The organism is Actinocorallia herbida (genome assembly GCF_003751225.1).
GTDB classification, from domain to species: Bacteria; Actinomycetota; Actinomycetes; order Streptosporangiales; family Streptosporangiaceae; genus Actinocorallia; species Actinocorallia herbida.
Genome location: NZ_RJKE01000001.1, coordinates 3,685,931 through 3,704,786 on the forward strand (window position 1 = coordinate 3,685,931; position 18,856 = coordinate 3,704,786).

Genomic DNA, 18,856 nt, shown 5'->3' on the forward strand with positions numbered 1-18,856 from the left:
GGACGGACGGGTACCCGGTGGGGCGAGGGCGGGTGCCGGAGGGCGGGCGGGCCGTGGGAGGCGCGGGGCGCGGCGGCTGAAGGAGAGGTTTTGGAGATGCGAGAGTTGTAAGTATTGCAATCCTTATAAGGATTGCTTACCTTCGGAGTATGGACTTCTCAATGGGTGCGGCGGCCGGAGGGCTCCGGGAGGAGCTACGGAAGCTGGTGGGTGAGCATGTGCCGCCGGACTTCCTGGGGGCGTTCACGGATGATCCGGCCGATCTGGAGACGGCGCAGCGGTTCTGCCGGACGCTCGCGGACCGGGGGCTGCTGTGCATCGCGTGGCCCAAGGAGTACGGCGGGGAAGACGCCTCGGTGTGGGAACAGACCGTGGTGCGCGAGGAGATGTGGGCGCACCACGAGCCGCGCGGCGCCCAGTACATGGGCGTCAACTGGGTCGGGCCCACGATCATGCGGCACGGCACCGACGAGCAGAAGCGCACGCACCTGCCGCCGATCGCGCGCGGCGAGATCATCTGGTGCCAGGGGTTCAGCGAGCCCGACGCGGGCTCCGACCTGGCCTCCCTGCGCACGACCGCGCGCCGTGAGGGCGACGGCTGGCGCGTCACCGGCCAGAAGGTCTGGACGTCTTATGCCGGGATGGCCCAGTGGTGCTTCCTGCTCGCCCGGACCTCGACCGGCGAGCGCAGGCAGCAGGGGTTGACGATCTTCCTCGTCCGGATGGACGATCCGGCCGTCGAGGTGCGCCCGATCGACTGCCTGATGGGCCCGCACCACCTCAACGAGGTCTTCTTCACCGATCTGAAGGTCACCGAGGCCGACGTCCTCGGCACGGTCGACGAAGGCTGGAACGTCGTCCAGGAGGTGCTGGCCTTCGAGCGGGTGGGCATCGCCCGGTACGCGCGCTGCGAACGCCTCCTCATGGACGCGCCCCGCGCGCTGGGCGACGCCTGGGACGACCTGCCCGAGGAACTGCACGTCCGGTGGGCCCGGATGCTCACCCACTGCCGTCGCGCACGGCTCCTCGCCTACAGCGTCCTGCACCGGCAGAGCGAGGGGAAGGTCAGGCCCGGCGACGCGGCGGGCTACCGGATCGCGGTCACCCGCCTCGACCAGGACAGCGCCGAGGTGCTGATGGACATCATCGGCCAGGCCCCCCGGGAGGGCGAGGACCTGCGAAGGTTCCGCGCGGCGGTCGCCGACCACTTCCGGTACGCGCACGCCTCGACCGTCGCCTCCGGCAGCATCGACGTCCAGCGCATCCTGCTGGCCCGGCACATTCTGGGGAAAGCGTGAACATCGACCTGAGTGATGAGGCGTTCGCCTACGGGCGCGAGGCCCAGCGCGCGCTGGGCGCGGCCGGAGGAGACCTGCTCGTCCAGCGCGCTGAAGCCGACCCGGAGATCAGGGCCTCGCTCGTGGAGCCACTCCTGCGGGACCTCGGCGCGTGGGACCTCGATCCGCGCGGCGACGCCGACGATCTCGAAGCCGCGGCCGCCCTCAGCCGGGCCTTCGGCTACTGGGCGGCGCCCTATCCGGTCGCCGAGCGGCTCGCCCGTCCGGCCGGGTCGGACGGCCTGATCGTCGTCGCCGACCGGCACCCCGAGGCCGCCGTCGCCGGCCTCGATCTGCGCTGGACCACCGTGGCCCTGGACGGCACGCGCGGCACCGCGCGGGCCGTGCCCTCGGACGAGCCGGCCAGGACCTCCGCATTCGTCACCGGCCTCGACCTCACGCCGGACGGCGCCGCCGAGGCCAGGGACATCGCCCTCGGCCTCGTTCTGCCGTGCTGGACCCTCCTCGGCATGCTCGACCGGGCGATGGAGCTGACCCGCGAGCACGTGCTGGTCCGCCACCAGTTCGGCAAGCCGCTGTCCGCCCAGCAGGGCGTCCAGTTCCAGCTCACCGACGCCGAGGTGGAGCGGGCCGGGATCGCGATGCTCGCCAGGTACGCGCTGTGGAGCGTGCAGGACGGGCGGGCCGAGGCCGTCGAGGACGCGCTCGCGCTGCGCCTCGCCGCGATCGAGGCGTCGGAGACGGTGTTCCGCACCGCCCACCTGCTGCACGGCGCGATCGGCTTCTGCGACGAGACGGCCCTGTCCTGGACCTCCCGGTACAGCCAGCCCCTCCGGCGGCTGCCTTACGGGATCTCCGGCACCCGGGCCCGGTTCACCCGTGCGATCGGCCGCCGGGGGCTCACCGGACTGTTCAGCGAGGTGACGGCGTGAGCGGGTACGACGCGCTCCCGCCCGACCTCGCCGTCGAGCGGGACGGGCCCGTCCGGACCGTCATCCTGAACCGCCCGGCGGAGCTGAACGCGGTGAGCAAGGACCTGCACCGTGCGCTGGCCGAGGTGTGGGAGATGCTCGCGGCCGACAGCGAGGCGAAGGTCGTGGTCCTCACCGGCGCGGGCAAGGCGTTCAGCGCGGGCGGCGACCTCGGCTGGATCACCTCGTTCCTGGACGACCCGGCCGCCCGCGACGCGAGCCTGCGCGAGGGCGCGAAGATCATCGAGGAGATGCTGCGGTTCCCGCTCCCGGTCGTCGCCGCCGTCAACGGGCCCGCGGTCGGGCTCGGATGCAGCCTCGCCGTCCTGTCCGACATCGTGCTCATCGGCGAGGACGCGCATCTGGCCGACCCGCACGTCAGCGTCGGCCTCGTCGCGGGCGACGGGGGCGCGGCGTTCTGGCCGCTGCTCACCCCGATCCTGCGGTCCCGCGAGTACCTGTTCACCGGCGCCCGCATCCCGGCCGCCACCGCCGTCGAGCTGGGCCTCGCCAGCCGGACCGTCCCGGCCGCCGACCTGCCCGGCGCGGCCAAGGACCTCGCGCTGCGGCTCGCCGCCCAGCCCGCCGCCGCGCTGCGCGGCACCAAGCGCGTGGTGAACTCCTACCTCGCGCAGGCGCTCGCCGGGGCGGTCCAGGCGGGGTTCGCGGCCGAGGCGGAGACCATGCGCTCGCCCGAGCACCGGGACCGGCTGCTCGCGCTCGCCGAGAGGGCCGGGCGGTGAGCGCGGCCGACCTCGCGGACTTCCGCGCCGACGTCCGCGCCTGGTGCCGCGCGCACATCCCGTCCGACTGGCGCGCCGCCCAGACCGGCGCGACCGACGCGGAGTTCGTCGCCTTCCAGCAGGCATGGTTCCAGGAGCTGCGCGGTGCGGGCTACGCGGTCCCGCACTGGCCCGCGGAATGGGGCGGCGGCATGTCCGTCGCGCAGCAGACCGTGCTGTACCGGGAACTCGCCGCGCACGACGCGCCCCGGCTCGTGCTGGCGTTCGTCGCGATCCACCACGCGGCGGCGACGCTGCTCGCGGCGGGTACGGACGCACAGCGCGAAAGGCACCTTCCGGCCATTCTCGACGGCGAGATCTGGGTGCAGGGCTTCTCCGAGCCGGATGCCGGCTCCGACCTCGCCGCCCTGCGGACCACCGCCCGCAGGCAGGGCGACGCCTATGTCGTCAACGGCCAGAAGGTGTGGGCGAGCGGCGCGGCGCACGCCGACCAGTGCCTGCTGCTGGCCCGCACCGACCCCGCCGCGCCCAAGCGGCGCGGCATCTCCTACCTGCTGATGGACATGCGGTCGCCCGGTGTCGAGGTGCGGCCGATCCGGCAGGCCACGGGGGAGTCGCACTTCTGCGAGATCTTCCTGGACGACGTCGTCATTCCGGCCGGGAACCTCGTCGGTCCGGAGCACGACGGCTGGCGGGTGGCGCAGGAGACGCTCGGCACGGAACGCGGCATGACCATGCTGGAGCTCGCGGAACGGCTCGGCAACGGCGGCTTCCGGTGGCTGGTCGAGGCGTGCGCCCGGCCCGGCCGGGACGGCACCGCGCCGCTGGACGACTCGCGCGTCCGGGACCGGCTCGCCGAACTCGAGACCGAGGTGACGGGGCTGCGCGCGCTCTGCGCCGACCTCGTGGCGAACGACGCGCCGGGTCCCGCCGACGCCTCGATCGTGAAGCTGTACTACAGCGAACTCCTCCAGCGGATGACGGACTTCGGCGCCCAGATCGCCGGACCCGCCGCGCACACCGTCCTGCGCAAGCCGCTGTCCAGCGGATGGGAGTCCGGCGCCTGGGTGCTGGACTTCGTCGGCTCCTGGGAATGGACGATCCCGGGCGGCACCAGCGAGATCCAGCGCTCGATCATCGGGGAACGCGGCCTCGGCCTGCCCCGCGAACCCAAGGCGGTCTGATGCCGGAGGAACACGCCGAGCTGCACGCCGAGCTGCGCGCGGTCGTCCGCGACCTGCTCGCCAAGACCGGGCCGGACGCCGCGCCCGACTGGCGGACCCTGGCCCGCTCGGGGTGGCTCGGCCTGGAGGCCCCCGAGGAGCTGGACGGCGCGGGCGCGTCGTTCGCCGAGACCGCGGTGGTGCTCCACGAGTTCGGCCGGGCCGCCGCGCGCGGCCCCTACCCGGCCGTCGCGGCGCTCGCGCTCGGGGCGCTCACCCTGCTGGAGCCCTCGCCGGGACGGGACGGGCTGATCGAGGCGACCGTCGCGGGGCGCACCGTGCCGATCCTGGCCTTGGACGGGGAGGCCGAGCACGTCCCGTTCCGGCTGCTGCGGACCGCGACCGGCCTCGCGCTGCACGGTGCCGCCCGGTTCGTCCAGGAGGCTCCCGCCGCGGACCGCCTGCTCCTGCCCGCCCTCGATCCCGCAGGAACGCCGGTGCTCGTGGACCTTCCGGCGCGAACCGCCGGATTGACGGGCAGCGCGATCCCCGTCCTGGACGAGACGAGGACCTTCGGCGAGATCTCCGCCCAGGGCCCCACGGTGCCGGAAGACTCGGTCCTGAGGTTCGCCGACGAGGCGAAAGCCGTCCGCCGCCTCCACGACCGCGCGGCCGTCGCCCTCGCCTGCGACAGCCTCGGCTCCGCCGAAGCGATGCTCGACGCCACCGTCGCCTACGCCGGCACCCGCGAGCAGTTCGGCCGCCGGATCGGCTCCTTCCAGGCCGTCAAGCACCTCTGCGCCGACATGCTCGTCAAGGTCGAGGTCGCCCGCCACCTCGTCGGAGCCGCGGTTCGCGCCGAAGCGGGCGAAGGCGACCCCGTCGCCGCGGCCATGGCGAAATCCCACGCGTGCGCCGCCGCGGTCGAGGTGGCGGGGACGGCCATGCAGCTGCACGGCGGCATGGGCTACACGTGGGAGAGCGGCATCCATGTCCATCTCAAGCGCGTGACGCTCGACCGCGAGCTGTGCGGATCCCCCGCCGCGCACCGCCGCCGGCTCGCCGACCGCTATCCGGCCCTGGCGCGGGGGGAGGCCGAGACCTACACTAGTAGGTGAGCGTTCGCTTTCTTATGGACGGAGCCCCCACCATGGCGTTCACCTGGTTCGTCTCGGTCGACGACCATCTCATCGAGCCCGCGCGGCTCTGGCAGGAGCGCGTCCCGCAGCGGTTGCGCGAGGCCGCGCCCAGGATCGTGCGCGAAGGCGACGCGGAGTTCTGGGTCTACGAGGACCGTCAGATCGTCACCACAGGACTCAACGCGGTCGCCGGCAAGAAGCGCGAGGAGTTCTCGCCGGAGCCCATCACCTATGACGAGATGCGGCCCGGGTGCTACGACCCGGCCGCCCGCGTCGCCGACATGGACCAGGGTCACGTCCTGTCGTCCATGCTCTTCCCGTCGTTCCCGCGCTACTGCGGCCAGGTCTTCCACGAGGCCAAGGACAAGGAGCTCGCGCTGCACTGCGTGCGCGCGTGGAACGACTTCATCCTCGAGGAGTTCGCCGCGGCCTACCCGGGCCGCTTCATCCCGATGATGATCATCCCGTTGTGGGATCCGGTCCTGGCGGCGGCCGAGATCGAGCGGACGGCGGGGCTGGGCGCGAAGTCGATCGCCTTCTCGGAGAACCCGACCAAGCTCGGCCTGCCGTCCATCCACACCGGCCACTGGGACCCGGTGTGGCGGGCCTGCCACGAGACGGGCCAGGTCGTGTCGATGCACGTCGGCTCGTCGTCGAACCTCCTGCGCACCTCCGACGACATGCCGACGCTCGCGTTCTTCGCGTACTCGGCCGCCGTCAACCAGGCGGGCACCCTGCTCGACTGGCTGTTCAGCGGGAACTTCCAGCGGTTCGGCAACCTCAGGATCGCCCTGTCCGAAGGCTCGATCGGCTGGATCCCGTACTTCCTGGAGCGGGCCGAGCAGGTCATCGACAAGCAGAAGTACTGGGCGTCGGAGTTCGACATCGACATGAACGCCGCGCACGAGCGCGGCGAGTCCAAGGGCGCCGCGAGCTTCGACCTGAACACCGACATCCGCCGGCTGTTCAAGGACCACGTCTTCGGCACCTTCATCGAGGACCAGGCGGGCCTGCGCCTCCTGGACATCATCGGCGAGGACAACGTCATGCTGGAGTGCGACTACCCGCACTCCGACTCCACCTGGCCCGACACCGTCGCCCAGGCCAACAAGTGGCTCGGCCACCTCCCCGAGGACGTCCAGCACAAGATCACCGTCGGCAACGCCGCCCGCGTCTACGACTTCACCCCCGCGGACCCGGCGACCATCGCCGTCCCCTGACAGCCCCCGATCGCCCCCGGACCGGTGATCCGGTCCGGGGGCCGGATCCCGCCGCCTGCGCTCGGTGGACGCCGAGCCGGCCACAGCCCTTTCACGCTCCCGGCCCGGGCACCGCGCGGAAGAGCGGGGAACCCGAGGGGCCGGCGGGCGCGTCTCAGGAGTGGTGATCCCTCGGCCGGGATCCCGTGCTGCGGAGGATGCTGCCTTGACATCGGCGCTCGCGCTCAACCTGCTGTCCTCGCTGCTGGCGTTCCTCATAGGGGCGGCGACGCGGGAGGTGTACCAGCGGCGCAAGGCGCTCGGGCCCGCGCGGCGCGTCTGGAGATGGAGGGGGAGCGAGACCGTCGTCGTCCAGTCCGACGGGCCGGGGAGCGGCACACCGCTGCCGACCCTGTACCAGGGCGACGCGGCCGCCTCCGACGCCGTCGCCCGGTACCTGCGCGACGGACTGCACGTGCCGTCGGTCCGCACCATCCGCGCCTCGGAGTTCTCGCGCTGCCGCGACGAGCAGTGCGACCTCGTCGTCGTCGGCGGGCCGAACGCCAACGAGCTCTACCTGGCCCTCGACGAGCTCGTGGAGTTCCCGTACGAGTTCGCGCTCTACCCCGACCGCGCCGATCTCATCCGGCGCTCCGACGGCATGCTCCTGCGTCAGGAGGTGGAACAGGGCAGGACCGTCCGCGACTTCGCCTGCATCAGTCTCATGGCAAGCCCGTACGCCCCTGGCCGCGGCCTCGTCGTCCTGGCCGGCTGCGGCACGTGGGGCACGCTCGCGGCCTCCCGCCTGGTCACCGACCCCGGTATCGCCCGCCTTGCGGCGCTGCGGCCCTCCGCGCCTGCCTTCACCGTGGTCATCGAGATCGAGATCATCGACGGCCTGGCCACCCACGCCCGTTTCGTCGACCAGCTCGCCTGGACCCCGCGCACGCCCTGACGCCGCCCGCGTCCACGACTTCACCCCGGCGACCATCGCCGTCCCCTGAGAAACGCGCGAGCCCGCCGCAGCGCGGGGCGGCGGGCTCAGGTGTCTCCGGGGCTAGACGAGGGCGATGGCGCGCTCGGGGCAGTTGCGCTGGGCGCGACGGGCGAGCTCGGCGTGTTCGGCGGGGACCTCGGCGGTGAGGGCCTGGCCGTGGCCTTCCTCGTCGAGGCCGAACACCTCGGGTGAGATCTCCCAGCAGCGCGCGTGGCCCTGGCAGCGGTCGGGATCGACGACGGCCTTCATGCTTTCTCCTCCTGGGTGGGGTGGGGTGGGGTTCAGAACGTCGCGGACAGGGCCCAGGGGCCTTCGGTGAACGGGCGGCCCAGGACGTCCATGCTGTAGGCGATCCGCCCGGTGACGGCGCCGGGCGCGGCCCCGCACAGGACGAGCGCGGCGGCGGCCATCGCGTCGTCGTCCTCGACGGGGGCGTTGTCGGGCGTGTGCGGGGAGACCACCGCGACGCCGGGGGTCATCACCAGCCCGGAGGTGCCGAGCGCGTTGACGCTGACGCCGGTGCCGTGCACCTCGGCGGCGAGGCCCGTGGTGAGGCGATCGAGCGCCGCCTTGCACATCCCGTACGGGGTGCAGCCGTCCGCCGCCCACTCGGGGTAGGGCGGGCCGACCGGGTGCCGCGCCTGCTTGGAGGTGATGTTCAGGATCCAGCCCCGCTCGCGCTCGATCATCCCCGGCACGGCGAGCTGGCAGAGCCGGAACGGGGTGTGCACCATCATCTGGAACATCAGCCCGTATCGCCTGGTCCGGACGTCGAGCGCGGGCCCGTAGAAGTTCACGCCCGCGTTGTTCACCAGCGTGTCGACCGGGCCGAGCGCCGCTTCGGCGCGGACGACGACCGTCTCGACCTCCTCCGGCCGGGTGAGGTCGGCGCGGATCGCGGCGACCGTGCCGCCCTTGGCCCGGATGCCCTCCATGACCTCCTCCAGCGAACCCGGCAGCGCCGACTCGCCGGGCACGGCGGTGCGCGCCACGAGCGCGACCGCGGCGCCTTCGGCGGCCATGCCCTCGGCGATGTACCGCCCGATGCCGCGGCTCGCGCCGGTGACGATCGCGACGCGGCCCTCCATCGATCCTGACTGTCCCGATCCCGCAGACGTTCCCACTGGACGAACTCCCGAGGTGAGCCGGAGGGCCGTATCCGGCCCCCGGAGATCCAGCCTAGCAAAGTGAGTGCATACTTTCTTATTCTCGCATCGTGCGGCACGCTAGGGTAAGTGAGTACCCGCTTTTTTATGGCGCAAGCCGAGAGGGGCAGCCATGCACGACATCGTCATCCGCGGCGGCGACGTGGTCGACGGGAGCGGCGCGCCGCCACGCCGCGCCGACATCGCCGTCGACGGCGACCGCATCACCGAGGTCGGCGCGGGCATCGGCCGGGGCAGGCGGGAGATCGACGCCGACGGCGCCCTGGTGACGCCCGGCTTCATCGACGTGCACACCCATCTCGACGCGCAGCTCTTCTGGGACGCCGCGGCCACCCCTTCCTGTTACCACGGCGTCTCGACCGTCGTCATGGGCAACTGCGGCGTGACCTTCGCGCCGGTCCGCCCCGGGCAGGAGGGCTACCTCGCGGCGATGATGGAGTCCGTCGAGGACATCCCCGCCGACACCATCATGGCCGGGCTCGACTGGGGCTGGGAGAGCTACGGCGACTACCTCAAGGCCCTCGGGCGGCGTCCCCTGGGCGTCAACGCGGGCGGCCTCGTCGGGCACTGCGCGCTGCGCACGTACGTCATGGGGGAGCGCAGCCTGGAGCAGGCCCCGGCCACCGCCGACGACATCGCCGCGATGGCCGCGCTCGTCGGCGAGGCCGTGGAGGCGGGCGCCCTGGGCTTCTCCACCTCACGCACCTTCATGCACACCGTCCCCGACGGCCGCCCCGTCCCCGGCACCTACGCCCTCCCCGACGAGCTCGCGGCCATCGCGGGCGCGATGGCCGCACGAGGCAGGGGCACCTTCCAGGTCGTGCCGCGCATCGGCGAACGCGACGGCGCGACCCGGCAGAACTCCGTCGCCGAGATGGCCTGGATGGAAGAGGTCAGCCGCGCCTCGGGCCGCCCGTTCGCCTTCTCCATCATGCAGAGCGACCGCCGCCCCGGCCTCTGGTCCTGGGTCATGGACGCCACGGCCGAGGCCCGCTCCCGGGGCGCCGACCTCCGTCCCATGACGGCGGTCCGGGGCAGCGCCATCGTCTACGGTCTCGTCAGCCGCACCCCCTACGACACCCTGCCTTCGTGGTCCGAGCTGATGGCGCGCCCGATCCCCGAGCGCCTGTCCGCCCTCGAGGACGGGTCCTTGCGCGCCCGGCTGATCGAGGAGGCCGACCGCCCGGCGGATCTCAAGGGCCCCCTCGCGCCCAAGGACCCGTCGAAGATCTACCTCATGCCCCCCGGCACCGCGCGCTACGACGTCAGCCCGTCGAACAGCCTCGCCGCCGAGGCCGCCCGCCGCGGCCTGACCCCGCCGGCGGCCTTCCTCGCCTACCTCCGCGAGACCGACGGCGCCGGCCTCCTCTACTACCCCGTCCTCAACCAGGACCTCGACGCGGTGGCCGCCATGATCACCAACCCCGACGTCGTCCTCGGCGTCGCCGACGCGGGCGCGCACGTCGCCCTCACCATGGACGCCGGCAACACCACATACTTCCTCACCCACTGGATCCGCGACCGGGGTCTTCTCGACATCGGACCGGCCATCAAGCGCCTCACCTCCGACGCCGCCGACCTCTGGCACATCCCCGACCGCGGAATCCTGGCCCCGGGCATGCACGCCGACGTCAACGTCCTGGACCTCGCCTCCCTGGAACTCCACACCCCGGAGATGCTCACCGACTTCCCCCTCTCCGCCCCCCGGTTCACCCAGCGCGCCCGCGGCTACGTGCACACCCTCGTCAACGGCGAAGCGCTCATCGAGCAGGACGAACTCACCGGCGCCCTCCCAGGCCGGCTCGTCACCCCCGCCTGACGCCGCCCGGCCGAGCCGGGAAGGCCCGGTCCAAGGAGGGGACCTGAAGATCATTTACGGTCGTGCGGGATTCCGCGGAGCCGAAGAAAGAAAGCACCAGGGGTGTCGGTACGACAGTGCCGCCGGTTCCCAGCGAGTGATCCAGGATGCCGCGCCAACACGCGGGGCCGAGGCCCCGGCCGAGGCGGGCGCCCTCGAGGACCGAGGGCGGCGGCTTCCTGGACAGGGGGATCGATGGGCCTTGCGGTGTCCGTGCGACGCCTCGTGCGGAAGGCGGCCTCGGCCGTCGGCCGCCCGGGCGGGCGGCATACGAAAGTCGGGACGCGAGCGTCGAACGGCGGCCGAAGGGGGCGGTCGACGCGGCTGCTCACGGTCTGCGCGGCGGCGACCGCGGTCATCCTGCTCGCGCCGGACGCCGCGATGGCCGGCCTGAACCCGGTCGGCCAGGCCGCGCAGGGGCGGGACCTGCTGACCGAGGCGACGATCACGGGCACCGGAGCGGGGACCGCGGTCCCGGGCTTCATCGCCCCGGTCGGCTTCGATCCGCTCGCCGGCTACCCTGCGACGATCCCCACCGGCTCCACGGCGCACAACGCGAGCTTCGCCGGGCTCATCCGGATCGCCGATCCCGTCTCCGGACGGACGGGCCTGACGTACTGCATCGACCTGGAGACCGACACCCAGATCGGGGTCAACTACGAGCTCGGCGACTGGACCGAGGCGAACGTCCCGAACCTCGGTTATGTCGAGTACATCCTGCTGCACTACTTCCCGACGACCGGAGAACCCGCGTCGGCGGCGAATGACAACATCAGGGCCGCGGCCGTGCAGGCGGCGATCTGGTACTTCAGCGACAGGTTCCTCGTCGCGACCACGAGCACCGCGGTGCTCGCGCTGGTCCAGCAGATCGTCTCGGACGCGCTGGCGAACGGGCCGAGCCCCGAGCCGGTCGAGCCCGAGCTCGAGGTCATGCCGGAGACGATGGACGCGCCGTCGACCGGCGAGATCGTCGGCCCGTTCCGGGTGTCGGGCACCGTCACGGGCATCCTGCGGACCAACGGGGTCGCGGTGTTCACCGACGCGGAGGGCCGGAACGCGCTCGTCGACGGCGCCGAGGTGGCGCCCGGGACCTCGTTGTGGGCGCGCAGCGCGTCGGCGACGAGCCCGCCGGGATTCGTCCTGGAACGGGTCTCGACGATCCTGACCGGGACCGTCCTGCTCTACGACGGGACGAATCCCGATCTCGAGGAGGCCCAGAAGCTCATCCTCGCCCAGCAGGCCGAACTCGTCGTCCGCGCGGGCGCCGAGCTCAACCGGTTCGCCGCGGGCGCCCTCGAGCTGACCAAGACGATCGCGGGCGCCGCCGCCGGGCTCCAGGGCAGGGTGGTCGTGCGGATCGAGTGCGTCGACGAGGCGGGCGGCCGCGACCGGAGCTTCACCGCGGTCTTCCCGCGCCGTGCGTCCGCCGGGTCCCACCCGCGGACGTTCAGCGGCATCCCGGCGGGGAGCGCCTGCACCGTCACCGAGACGGCCACGGGCGACAACGCGCTCGTCGACATCGTCGGCGACCCGGAGATCGAGCCGGTGACCGTCACCATCGTGGCGAACGAGACGGCGGAGGTCTCCGTCACCGACACCTACGCGCGCGCGACGGGCGATCTGGAGGTCGTCAAGAAGATCTCAGGTCCGGGCGCGGGCCGCCAGGGCGCGATCGTCCTCGCGCTGGACTGCACCGCCGACGGGTTCGACCGGACCTTCACGATCCCCGCGGGCACCCCCGCCGGGATCCACCGCCAGCCCGTCGTCACCGGCATCCCGACGCGGACCCGCTGCCGGGTGCGGGAGACCGAGACCGGCGAGAACGCGGACGTCGAATCCGTTGGACGGCCGCGGATCCACCCGCGCACCGTGGAGATCCGGGAGAAGGGCACGAACCGGATCGTCGTCGAGGACCGGTACGTGAAGCGCCACCGCGACGGTCACCGCGACCACGAGGACGACTGGTTCGACCGGCTCGCGTTCGACAGGTTCGTGTTCGGCCACCGGGACTCCGACCACGGGCACCGCGGCGGCCATCAGCACGTCAGGCACAAGCACGGCGAGCACTGTGGCCACAAGAACTTCAGGCGCCACGGGCACCGCGGGCACCACAGGTTCGGCAGGCACCCCAGGTTCGGCGAGCGCACCCGGTTCGGTGCGCGCCGCGAGCGCTTCGCGCACCGCGACCACCGCAGGTTCGGCAGGCACCTCAGGTACGAGCGCTGACGTAGGCCCGGCCGGGCCTACGGCGGAGTGTTCGAGGGCGCGTCCCTGACGGGGCGCGCCCTCGGCGCGCGTGAGGGGGCGGGCGATGCCGACCCGCGCCGGGCCGGGGTTCCAGCAGCCGCCGCTGAGCAGCGCGGTGACGGCCGAGGTTTCGACCTCGGCGGTGAGCCGGGAGAGGCGTTCACCGAAGGTCTCCTCGCCGGCGGCGTCGGCGAGCCCGAGCCGCCGGGCGAACGCGCCGGGATCGGCCTTGGGCGCCGCGAGATCCCCCTGAGGGTCCCGCGTCCGCGCGGACGGGCACCCGACGGTCGCGAGCCCGGAGAACTCCAGCAGACGGGTACGGTTCGGCCTGGCCCCCGAGGAAAGCACGCCGAAGCCCGGGGCCGCGCAGGTTCGGGGATCTCCGGACGTCAGCCGCCCCGCGCGGCCCGCATGGCGCCCCGGTTGACCTTGGTGGCGGCACTGCGGGGGATCTCGGTGAACTCCACGGTTTTGGGCACCTTGTACGCGGCGAGTCTGGACTTGGCGTAGGCGATGACCTCGTCGGCGGACGGGGGCGAGGCGGGGTCGGCCGGCTCGACCACCGCATGGACCCGCTGCCCCCACTCCTGGTCGGGAAGGCCGAGGACGACGACGTCGGCGATGGCCGGGTGGTCGATGAGGGCGGATTCGACCTCGGCGGGGTAGACGTTCGCGCCGCCGGTGATGACGAGGTCGGCGCGGCGGTCCAGGAGATAGAGGTAGCCGTCGGCGTCGAGGTGGCCGAGGTCGCCCGCCGTCTGGAAGCCGTCGGGGGTGGTGGGGAGGCGCGGGGCGTCGCCCAGATAGGTGTAGCCGTGGTAGCTGGCGGAGCGGAGGTAGATGTCTCCGGGCCTGCCGGGAGGCAGGTCGTCGCCCTTGTCGTCGAGGATGCGGATCTCGGTGCCGCGCAGGCCGCGGCCGACGCTGCCGGGGCGGGCCAGCCACTCGTCGCCGCGCAGCGCGGTGATGCCGAGGGCCTCGGTCATGCCGTAGGCCATGGCGAGGCGCTCCGGGCCGATCAGGGCGCACCAGCGGCGGGCCAGGGACGGGGGCATGGGGGCGGCGCCCTGGAGGATCCAGTCCAGGCTGGACAGGTCGCGGGCGTCGATGCCGGGCAGGTCGGCGATGCGCTGGAGCATCGTCGGGGTCGCGGTGAACGTGGTGACCCGGTGCCGCTCGATCGCGTCGACCGCGCGGGCCGCGTCGAACTTCGCCGAAAGGACGAGCCGGTCGCCCGCGAGCAGCCCGAACAGGGTGGTGAAGCCGTTCGCGTGGTACATCGGCGCGAGGACGAGGATCGTCTGTGGCCGGGCCACGGGACGCCACATCTGCATGAGCGGCGTGCTGAACACCGGATCGTGGAACGCGGGCCGGTCGCTGAGGATCACCTTCGGCAGCCCCGTCGAGCCGCTGCTGCAGATGCCGTGCCCGTGCGGGGAGACGACGTCGGGGAGGTCCGGGACGGGTCCGTCCGCGGTCGTGTCGATCCAGGCCAGGTCGTCGGCGGAGAGGTGGACGCGCGCGGCGACGACCTCCCGCAGCCGGGCCAGCTCCCACTCCGGCAGGTCCCAGCGGACGGGGACGGGCACCGCGCCGAGCTTCCAGGCGGCGAACACCGCGAACACGAACTCGGGGGAGTTGCGCAGGCCGATGCCGAGCCTGTCGCCCGCGCCCAGTCCCCGCGCGGCGAGAGCCCCGGCGAGCCGGGACGACCGATCATCGAGTTCCCGCCAGGTGAACGCCTGCTCCGCGCCGTCGAGCGCGACATGCCGCAGCACGGCCTCCCCGGCGCACGCGTCGGCCAGGACCCGGATCCGCTGCGCGTTGCTCTCGCCCATCACGCCTCCTTGAACGCGGGGAGAACGGACTCCGCCCAGTCGTGCAGGAGCGGTGCGAGCAGGGGCCAGCGGACGAAGAGCCCCGGGGCCTCGCCGGAGGCGCGGGCCGCCTGCCGTTCCGGCCATTCGGCGTCGCCCCACGGCGGTTCGACGAGCCGGGCGCCGGGCAGCAGCCGGGCCAGCTCCTCGGAGGTCTCGCGGCGGTGGTGGATGTCGGCGGTGCCGCTCCGGAAGACCAGTGCCGGGAGGTCCAGCTCGCGAGCCCGCCCGGCGGTCAGCCCCGGGACGGGTTCCGCGGCGGACGGGCAGTAGACCGCGAGCCAGCGCTCCATCGTGGCGATGAACGCGGCGGGGTCCTGCGCCAGGAAGCGCGCGCGGTTGCCGGGGTTGCGGGCGAGCACCTCCGACCAGGACGGCAGGTCCGCGACCGCCTCCATGCCGCCCTCCCAGGCCGCGCGGACGGACTCGCCGCAGTAGTGCATCCCCACCGACAGGAGCCCGTAGACGCCGCCGCTGATCCACCAGACGGCGAGGGCCGACGCGACGTCGGGGTGCCGCGCCGCCGCGAGGAGCGAGACCCGCGACCCGCCGGAGCCCGCCGCGATGACGGCCGGGCCGAGCCCGAGGTGCCTGAGCAGCGCCGCGAGCGTGTCCGCCTGCATCGCCGACTCGGACTCCCCGGTGAAGCACACATCCGATTCGCCGGTGTTGGGGCGATCCCAGATGAGGACCCGGTTACCGCGTTCGGCCAGCGCCCGCGCCGTCTCGCGGAGCCCCGGCGTGTCCTTGGAATCGCGGCCACCGGGGGTGAGCACCCAGGGGCGCCCCGCCTCGCCGATCACCTCGTAGCCGACCGTCAGTCCCTGCACCCTTGCTGTCGCCATACCCCGAAGCTACTATCCCAGGGGACATAAGAGAATGCTCACTTACTTGATCCCGCCTTCGCGGACGGGGAGACGAGGAGCGGGAGATGAGCCGAGAAGCGGTGATCGTCGCGGGCGCCCGGACGGCGATCGGAACGGCGTTCCGGGGCTCCCTGGCCGACGTCGACGCGATGGACCTCGCGACCCTGACCGTCGCGGAGGCGGTCCGGCGGTCGGGCATCGCGCCCGAGGAGTTCGACGACGTGGTGCTGGGCGAGTCCCTGTACGGGGGTGGCGCGATCGGGAGGTATGCCGCGATCGAGGCGGGTCTGGTCAACGCGCCGGGCCTCGCGCACAACCGGCACTGCGCGTCCGGCCTGGCCACCCTCCAGACCGCCGCGGCCTCCATCATCGCGGGCATGGACCGGGTCGTCGTCGCGGGCGGCGTCCAGTCGAGCTCCACGATGCCGAAGGTGAACCGGCGCGTCCCGGGCACCGAGGCGTGGACCGAGGACTGGCTCGCGCCCAGCCACCGCGAGACGCCGGACGCGCCCATCCGGGACATGACCATCACGGTCGGCTGGAACACCGCGGTCAAGGCCGGGATCACCCGCGCGGAGATGGACGCCTGGGCCGTCCGCTCCCATGAGCGGGCCGTCGCCGGGATCGACGCGGGCTCCTTCGCCGCCGAGATCGTGCCGATCGAGGTGGCCCGCCGCGACGGCACGTCCTTCACGTTCGAGGTCGACGAGCACCCCCGGCGCACCTCCACCCTGGAGAAGCTCGCCTCCCTGAAGCCGCTGCATCCCGAGATCGAGGGGTTCGGCATCACCGCGGGCAACTCGGCGGGCGTCAACGACGGGGCCGCGGCCCTGGTCGTCACCGACCGGGAGTTCGCCGAGGGCGCGGGCCTGGCGCCCCTGGCCTTCGTGCGTTCCTGGGCCTCGGTCGGCGTGCCGCCCGCCGAGACGGGACTCGCCCCGATCCGCGCCATCCCCAAGGCGCTCGACCGCGCCGGACTCAAGGTCTCCGACGTCGACCTCTGGGAGGTCAACGAGGCCTTCGCCTCCGTCGCCGTGGCCGCCACCAAGGCCCTCGGCCTGCCGGCGGACACCGTCAACGTCCTCGGCAGCGGATGCAGCCTCGGCCACCCGGTCGCGATGACCGGCACCCGCATGGTCCTCACCCTGATCCACGAACTCCGCCGCCGCGGCGGCGGCACCGCCGTGGCCGCCATGTGCGCGGGCGGCGGCATGGGCACCGCCCTCGTCCTGGAGGTCCCGGCCCCGAGCTAGCCGTCCGGCTTGCAGGGATTCCTGCGGGGTGCCGTCGTGGTCGCGGCGGCATCCGGCGCGGTCGTCGCCGTGGTTCCGGCGTCGGCCGTGCCCAAGTGCGCGACCGGTTCTTGGCGGCTCGCCGCGGAGCAACCCGTGCTCACGTTCTGGGCCGACGGGATGAAGACGGTCGTTCGGGTCAACGGAAGGTCGGGCCGGCGGGCCGCCGCGCGGGTCACTGCCTGCGGCGGGCCGGCTCCAAGGGGGGGAAGAACCCCTTGACGGTGCCCTCGCTGATGAGCGACACGGCCCGGTGGCGGTCGAAGCCCTTGCCGTGGTGGCTCTCCAGGGCGAGGACGAGGGCGATGCCCATGACGGCGCGGGCGGAGATGTCGGGGGACTCGAACGGGTAGCCGTAGCGGTCCTCGACCTGGCGCCAGGCCTCGGCCAGCCGGTCCATCGCGACGGTCAGGTTCTCCTGGTAGAAGCGCCGGGCCACCTGTGGGTCGCCGAACAGCACGAGGCCGAGCAGCGGGAGGATCTCTTCCAGCGTCGAGATCAGCTGGCGGTACAGGCCGGTCATCGTGCGGAGCTGGCGCTCGGGGGTGAGCGGCTGCTCCCGGTCGACCGCCTCGGTGGCCGCGACGAGATCGTCGACCGCCTGCTTGAGCGGTTCCACGACGGCCTCGAAGAACAGCTGTTCCTTGCTCTCGAAGTGCCGGTAGATGACGCCCTCGCTGATGCCGCTGTGCTCGGCGATCAGCTTGATCGTGGTGCCGTTCATGTCGCCGGTCTCGATGAACGCGCGGCGTGCCGCGGCGAGGATCGAGCTCTTACGGGCCGCCGCGGTGAGGCGCCGCCGCGGCCGCTTCTCTGCGGCCTGCTGCGCGCCCTCGTCGGCGGGGTCCGCCGAAGGCTCGACCGCCGCTGTGGAGCCGACCGGCTTGGTGCTCATGCGGGTCTCCCGGTGACTGCTCCTCCACACGCGCGGAGGCCGCGGGCGCCGGAGGTGAGTGGGCACATACTTACATAGTAGTACGCGCGGTGCCCTGCTGGTCCGGGCACACGCGGGGGACCCCGGACGGCCGATGATCGTCAGGTTACTCCGAAAACGGCGCAGGACGCGTCATGGCCCCGCCGGACGCGTCCGGCGGGGCCATGATCGGCGGGGGAACGAGGCGCGGGATCAGCCGCGCGCGGCGGCGCACTCCTCGGCGAAGGAGAGGACCCGCAGGTGGTAGGCGAGGGCGGTCCTGCCGAGACTGAGGTTGTGCCCCGCGTCGGCCTGCATCTCGGCGACGACCCGCGGCGCGGCGGTGAACAGCGCGGCGAGGTCGGCCAGGGCTTCGGGTCCGGTCTGCCACCACCGCTCGTGGTCGCCGAGGGTGAGATGGACGGGGACCCGCACCGCGGCGGCGTACCTGGGGAGCATCTCCTGCCAGCGGGGCCCTTCGACCGCCTCGTACGACGGGTTCGGGGCGAAGACCCGCAGTCCGCGGGCCACGGACTCCGGGTAGAGCCGCTCAGGCCCCCACAGGACGGTGTCGAGGCCGCTGGGCCGCTCACCGCGCCGGTGCCTGGCCATCACCTTCTCCGCTTCGGGGTGCAGGCGCCGTCCGGTCGCCGCGATCTCCACGCCGAGCAGGTCCGCGCCCCGCTCGTCCGCGGCGAGCTGCAGCGCCAGCTCCGTGCCCCGCGAGTGCCCGACGACGAACAGCCCCGCACCGCGTGATCCGGGCGGGACGAGCGCGTCGAGCAGGCCGTGGACGAGGTCGACGCGGCGCCGCGCCGAGTCGGCGAACAGCCGCTCGTGCGGCGCGGAGGCGCCGACACCCGGCCGGTCCGGCGCCACCACGGTGAACCCGAGCGCGGAGGCGGTGCGCAGCAGTGACTGCCGGGGCAGCTCGGGCACGTCGAAGTACCGGCCGGTCGTCATGCCGCCGTGCATCGCGACGATGACGGCCCGGGGCGCGGGTGCCCGGCTGACCAGCGCCGACATCGGGATGCCCGCGACGTCGACGATCTCGGGGGCGCCGGGCACACCGCGCGGCCGGGCCGCGCGGTCGGCCGGACGGCATGCCACCCCACGGGACATGCCGT

16 protein-coding genes are annotated in these 18,856 nt (G+C 73.1%); 10 read left to right on the forward strand and 6 right to left on the reverse strand.

What is annotated here, in order from left to right; translation table 11 throughout:
* Positions 1-149 precede the first annotated feature (149 nt).
* The 7 genes from EDD29_RS17105 to EDD29_RS17135 all read left to right on the forward strand — a co-directional run bounded on the left by EDD29_RS17105 (position 150) and on the right by EDD29_RS17135 (position 7,468).
* Positions 150-1,298: an acyl-CoA dehydrogenase family protein gene (locus EDD29_RS17105; RefSeq protein ID WP_123665362.1), complete on the forward strand. Its 1,149-nt coding sequence runs from the start codon at positions 150-152 to the stop codon at positions 1,296-1,298.
* Positions 1,295-2,230, forward strand: coding sequence for an acyl-CoA dehydrogenase family protein (locus EDD29_RS17110; RefSeq protein WP_123665363.1), 936 nt, complete (start codon positions 1,295-1,297; stop codon positions 2,228-2,230). Before EDD29_RS17105 ends, EDD29_RS17110 begins: the two co-directional genes overlap by 4 nt.
* Positions 2,227-3,012 (forward strand): enoyl-CoA hydratase/isomerase family protein, encoded by a 786-nt coding sequence (locus EDD29_RS17115; RefSeq protein WP_123665364.1) that lies wholly within the window; start codon positions 2,227-2,229, stop codon positions 3,010-3,012. Before EDD29_RS17110 ends, EDD29_RS17115 begins: the two co-directional genes overlap by 4 nt.
* A complete protein-coding gene (locus EDD29_RS17120) occupies positions 3,009-4,196 on the forward strand; it encodes an acyl-CoA dehydrogenase family protein (protein ID WP_123665365.1) in 1,188 nt (395 codons plus the stop codon). The genes EDD29_RS17115 and EDD29_RS17120 overlap by 4 nt, the downstream gene beginning before the upstream one ends.
* Positions 4,196-5,293 (forward strand): acyl-CoA dehydrogenase family protein, encoded by a 1,098-nt coding sequence (locus tag EDD29_RS17125; protein ID WP_123665366.1) that lies wholly within the window; start codon positions 4,196-4,198, stop codon positions 5,291-5,293. The genes EDD29_RS17120 and EDD29_RS17125 overlap by 1 nt, the downstream gene beginning before the upstream one ends.
* Before the next feature lie 32 nt (positions 5,294-5,325).
* Complete coding sequence (locus EDD29_RS17130; RefSeq protein WP_123665367.1) at positions 5,326-6,534, forward strand: amidohydrolase family protein; 1,209 nt, start codon at positions 5,326-5,328, stop codon at positions 6,532-6,534.
* Between the two features lie 205 nt (positions 6,535-6,739).
* Entirely contained in the window at positions 6,740-7,468 is a 729-nt protein-coding gene (locus EDD29_RS17135; protein WP_123665368.1) for a hypothetical protein, read from the forward strand.
* Between the two features lie 102 nt (positions 7,469-7,570).
* On the opposite strand, the gene EDD29_RS17140 is transcribed toward EDD29_RS17135, so the two are convergent.
* Both EDD29_RS17140 and EDD29_RS17145 read right to left on the reverse strand, forming a co-directional pair.
* The gene (locus EDD29_RS17140; protein ID WP_123665369.1) at positions 7,571-7,759 is read right to left on the reverse strand and encodes a ferredoxin; all 189 of its coding nucleotides are present in this window, start codon (positions 7,757-7,759) and stop codon (positions 7,571-7,573) included.
* Positions 7,760-7,791: 32 nt separating this feature from the next.
* The gene (locus EDD29_RS17145) at positions 7,792-8,598 is read right to left on the reverse strand and encodes an SDR family NAD(P)-dependent oxidoreductase (protein WP_123665370.1); all 807 of its coding nucleotides are present in this window, start codon (positions 8,596-8,598) and stop codon (positions 7,792-7,794) included.
* Between the two features lie 190 nt (positions 8,599-8,788).
* Here EDD29_RS17145 and EDD29_RS17150 point away from each other — a divergent pair, with 190 nt between their 5' ends.
* Positions 8,789-10,495 carry an N-acyl-D-amino-acid deacylase family protein gene (locus EDD29_RS17150; RefSeq protein ID WP_123665371.1) on the forward strand — a complete coding sequence of 569 codons (1,707 nt, stop codon included), beginning with the start codon at positions 8,789-8,791 and terminating at the stop codon, positions 10,493-10,495.
* A gap of 246 nt (positions 10,496-10,741) precedes the next feature.
* Positions 10,742-12,760, forward strand: coding sequence for a thioester domain-containing protein (locus EDD29_RS17155; protein WP_123665372.1), 2,019 nt, complete (start codon positions 10,742-10,744; stop codon positions 12,758-12,760).
* Between the two features lie 410 nt (positions 12,761-13,170).
* Here the strand turns inward: EDD29_RS17155 and EDD29_RS17160 are convergent, their stop codons facing one another.
* Both EDD29_RS17160 and EDD29_RS17165 read right to left on the reverse strand, forming a co-directional pair.
* Entirely contained in the window at positions 13,171-14,619 is a 1,449-nt protein-coding gene (locus tag EDD29_RS17160) for a class I adenylate-forming enzyme family protein (protein WP_123665373.1), read from the reverse strand.
* Positions 14,619-15,503, reverse strand: coding sequence for an alpha/beta fold hydrolase (locus EDD29_RS17165; RefSeq protein ID WP_123665374.1), 885 nt, complete (start codon positions 15,501-15,503; stop codon positions 14,619-14,621). The genes EDD29_RS17160 and EDD29_RS17165 overlap by 1 nt, the downstream gene beginning before the upstream one ends.
* 86 nt (positions 15,504-15,589) lie before the next feature.
* Between EDD29_RS17165 and EDD29_RS17170 the strand changes: the two genes are divergently transcribed.
* Entirely contained in the window at positions 15,590-16,777 is a 1,188-nt protein-coding gene (locus EDD29_RS17170) for a thiolase family protein (RefSeq protein ID WP_123665375.1), read from the forward strand.
* Positions 16,778-16,991: 214 nt separating this feature from the next.
* On the opposite strand, the gene EDD29_RS17175 is transcribed toward EDD29_RS17170, so the two are convergent.
* Positions 16,992-17,711, reverse strand: a complete 720-nt coding sequence (locus EDD29_RS17175; RefSeq protein ID WP_123665376.1) for a TetR/AcrR family transcriptional regulator — start codon at positions 17,709-17,711, stop codon at positions 16,992-16,994.
* A gap of 231 nt (positions 17,712-17,942) precedes the next feature.
* The gene (locus tag EDD29_RS17180) at positions 17,943-18,851 is read right to left on the reverse strand and encodes an alpha/beta hydrolase (protein ID WP_170201444.1); all 909 of its coding nucleotides are present in this window, start codon (positions 18,849-18,851) and stop codon (positions 17,943-17,945) included.
* Between the last annotated feature and the right edge of the window lie 5 nt (positions 18,852-18,856).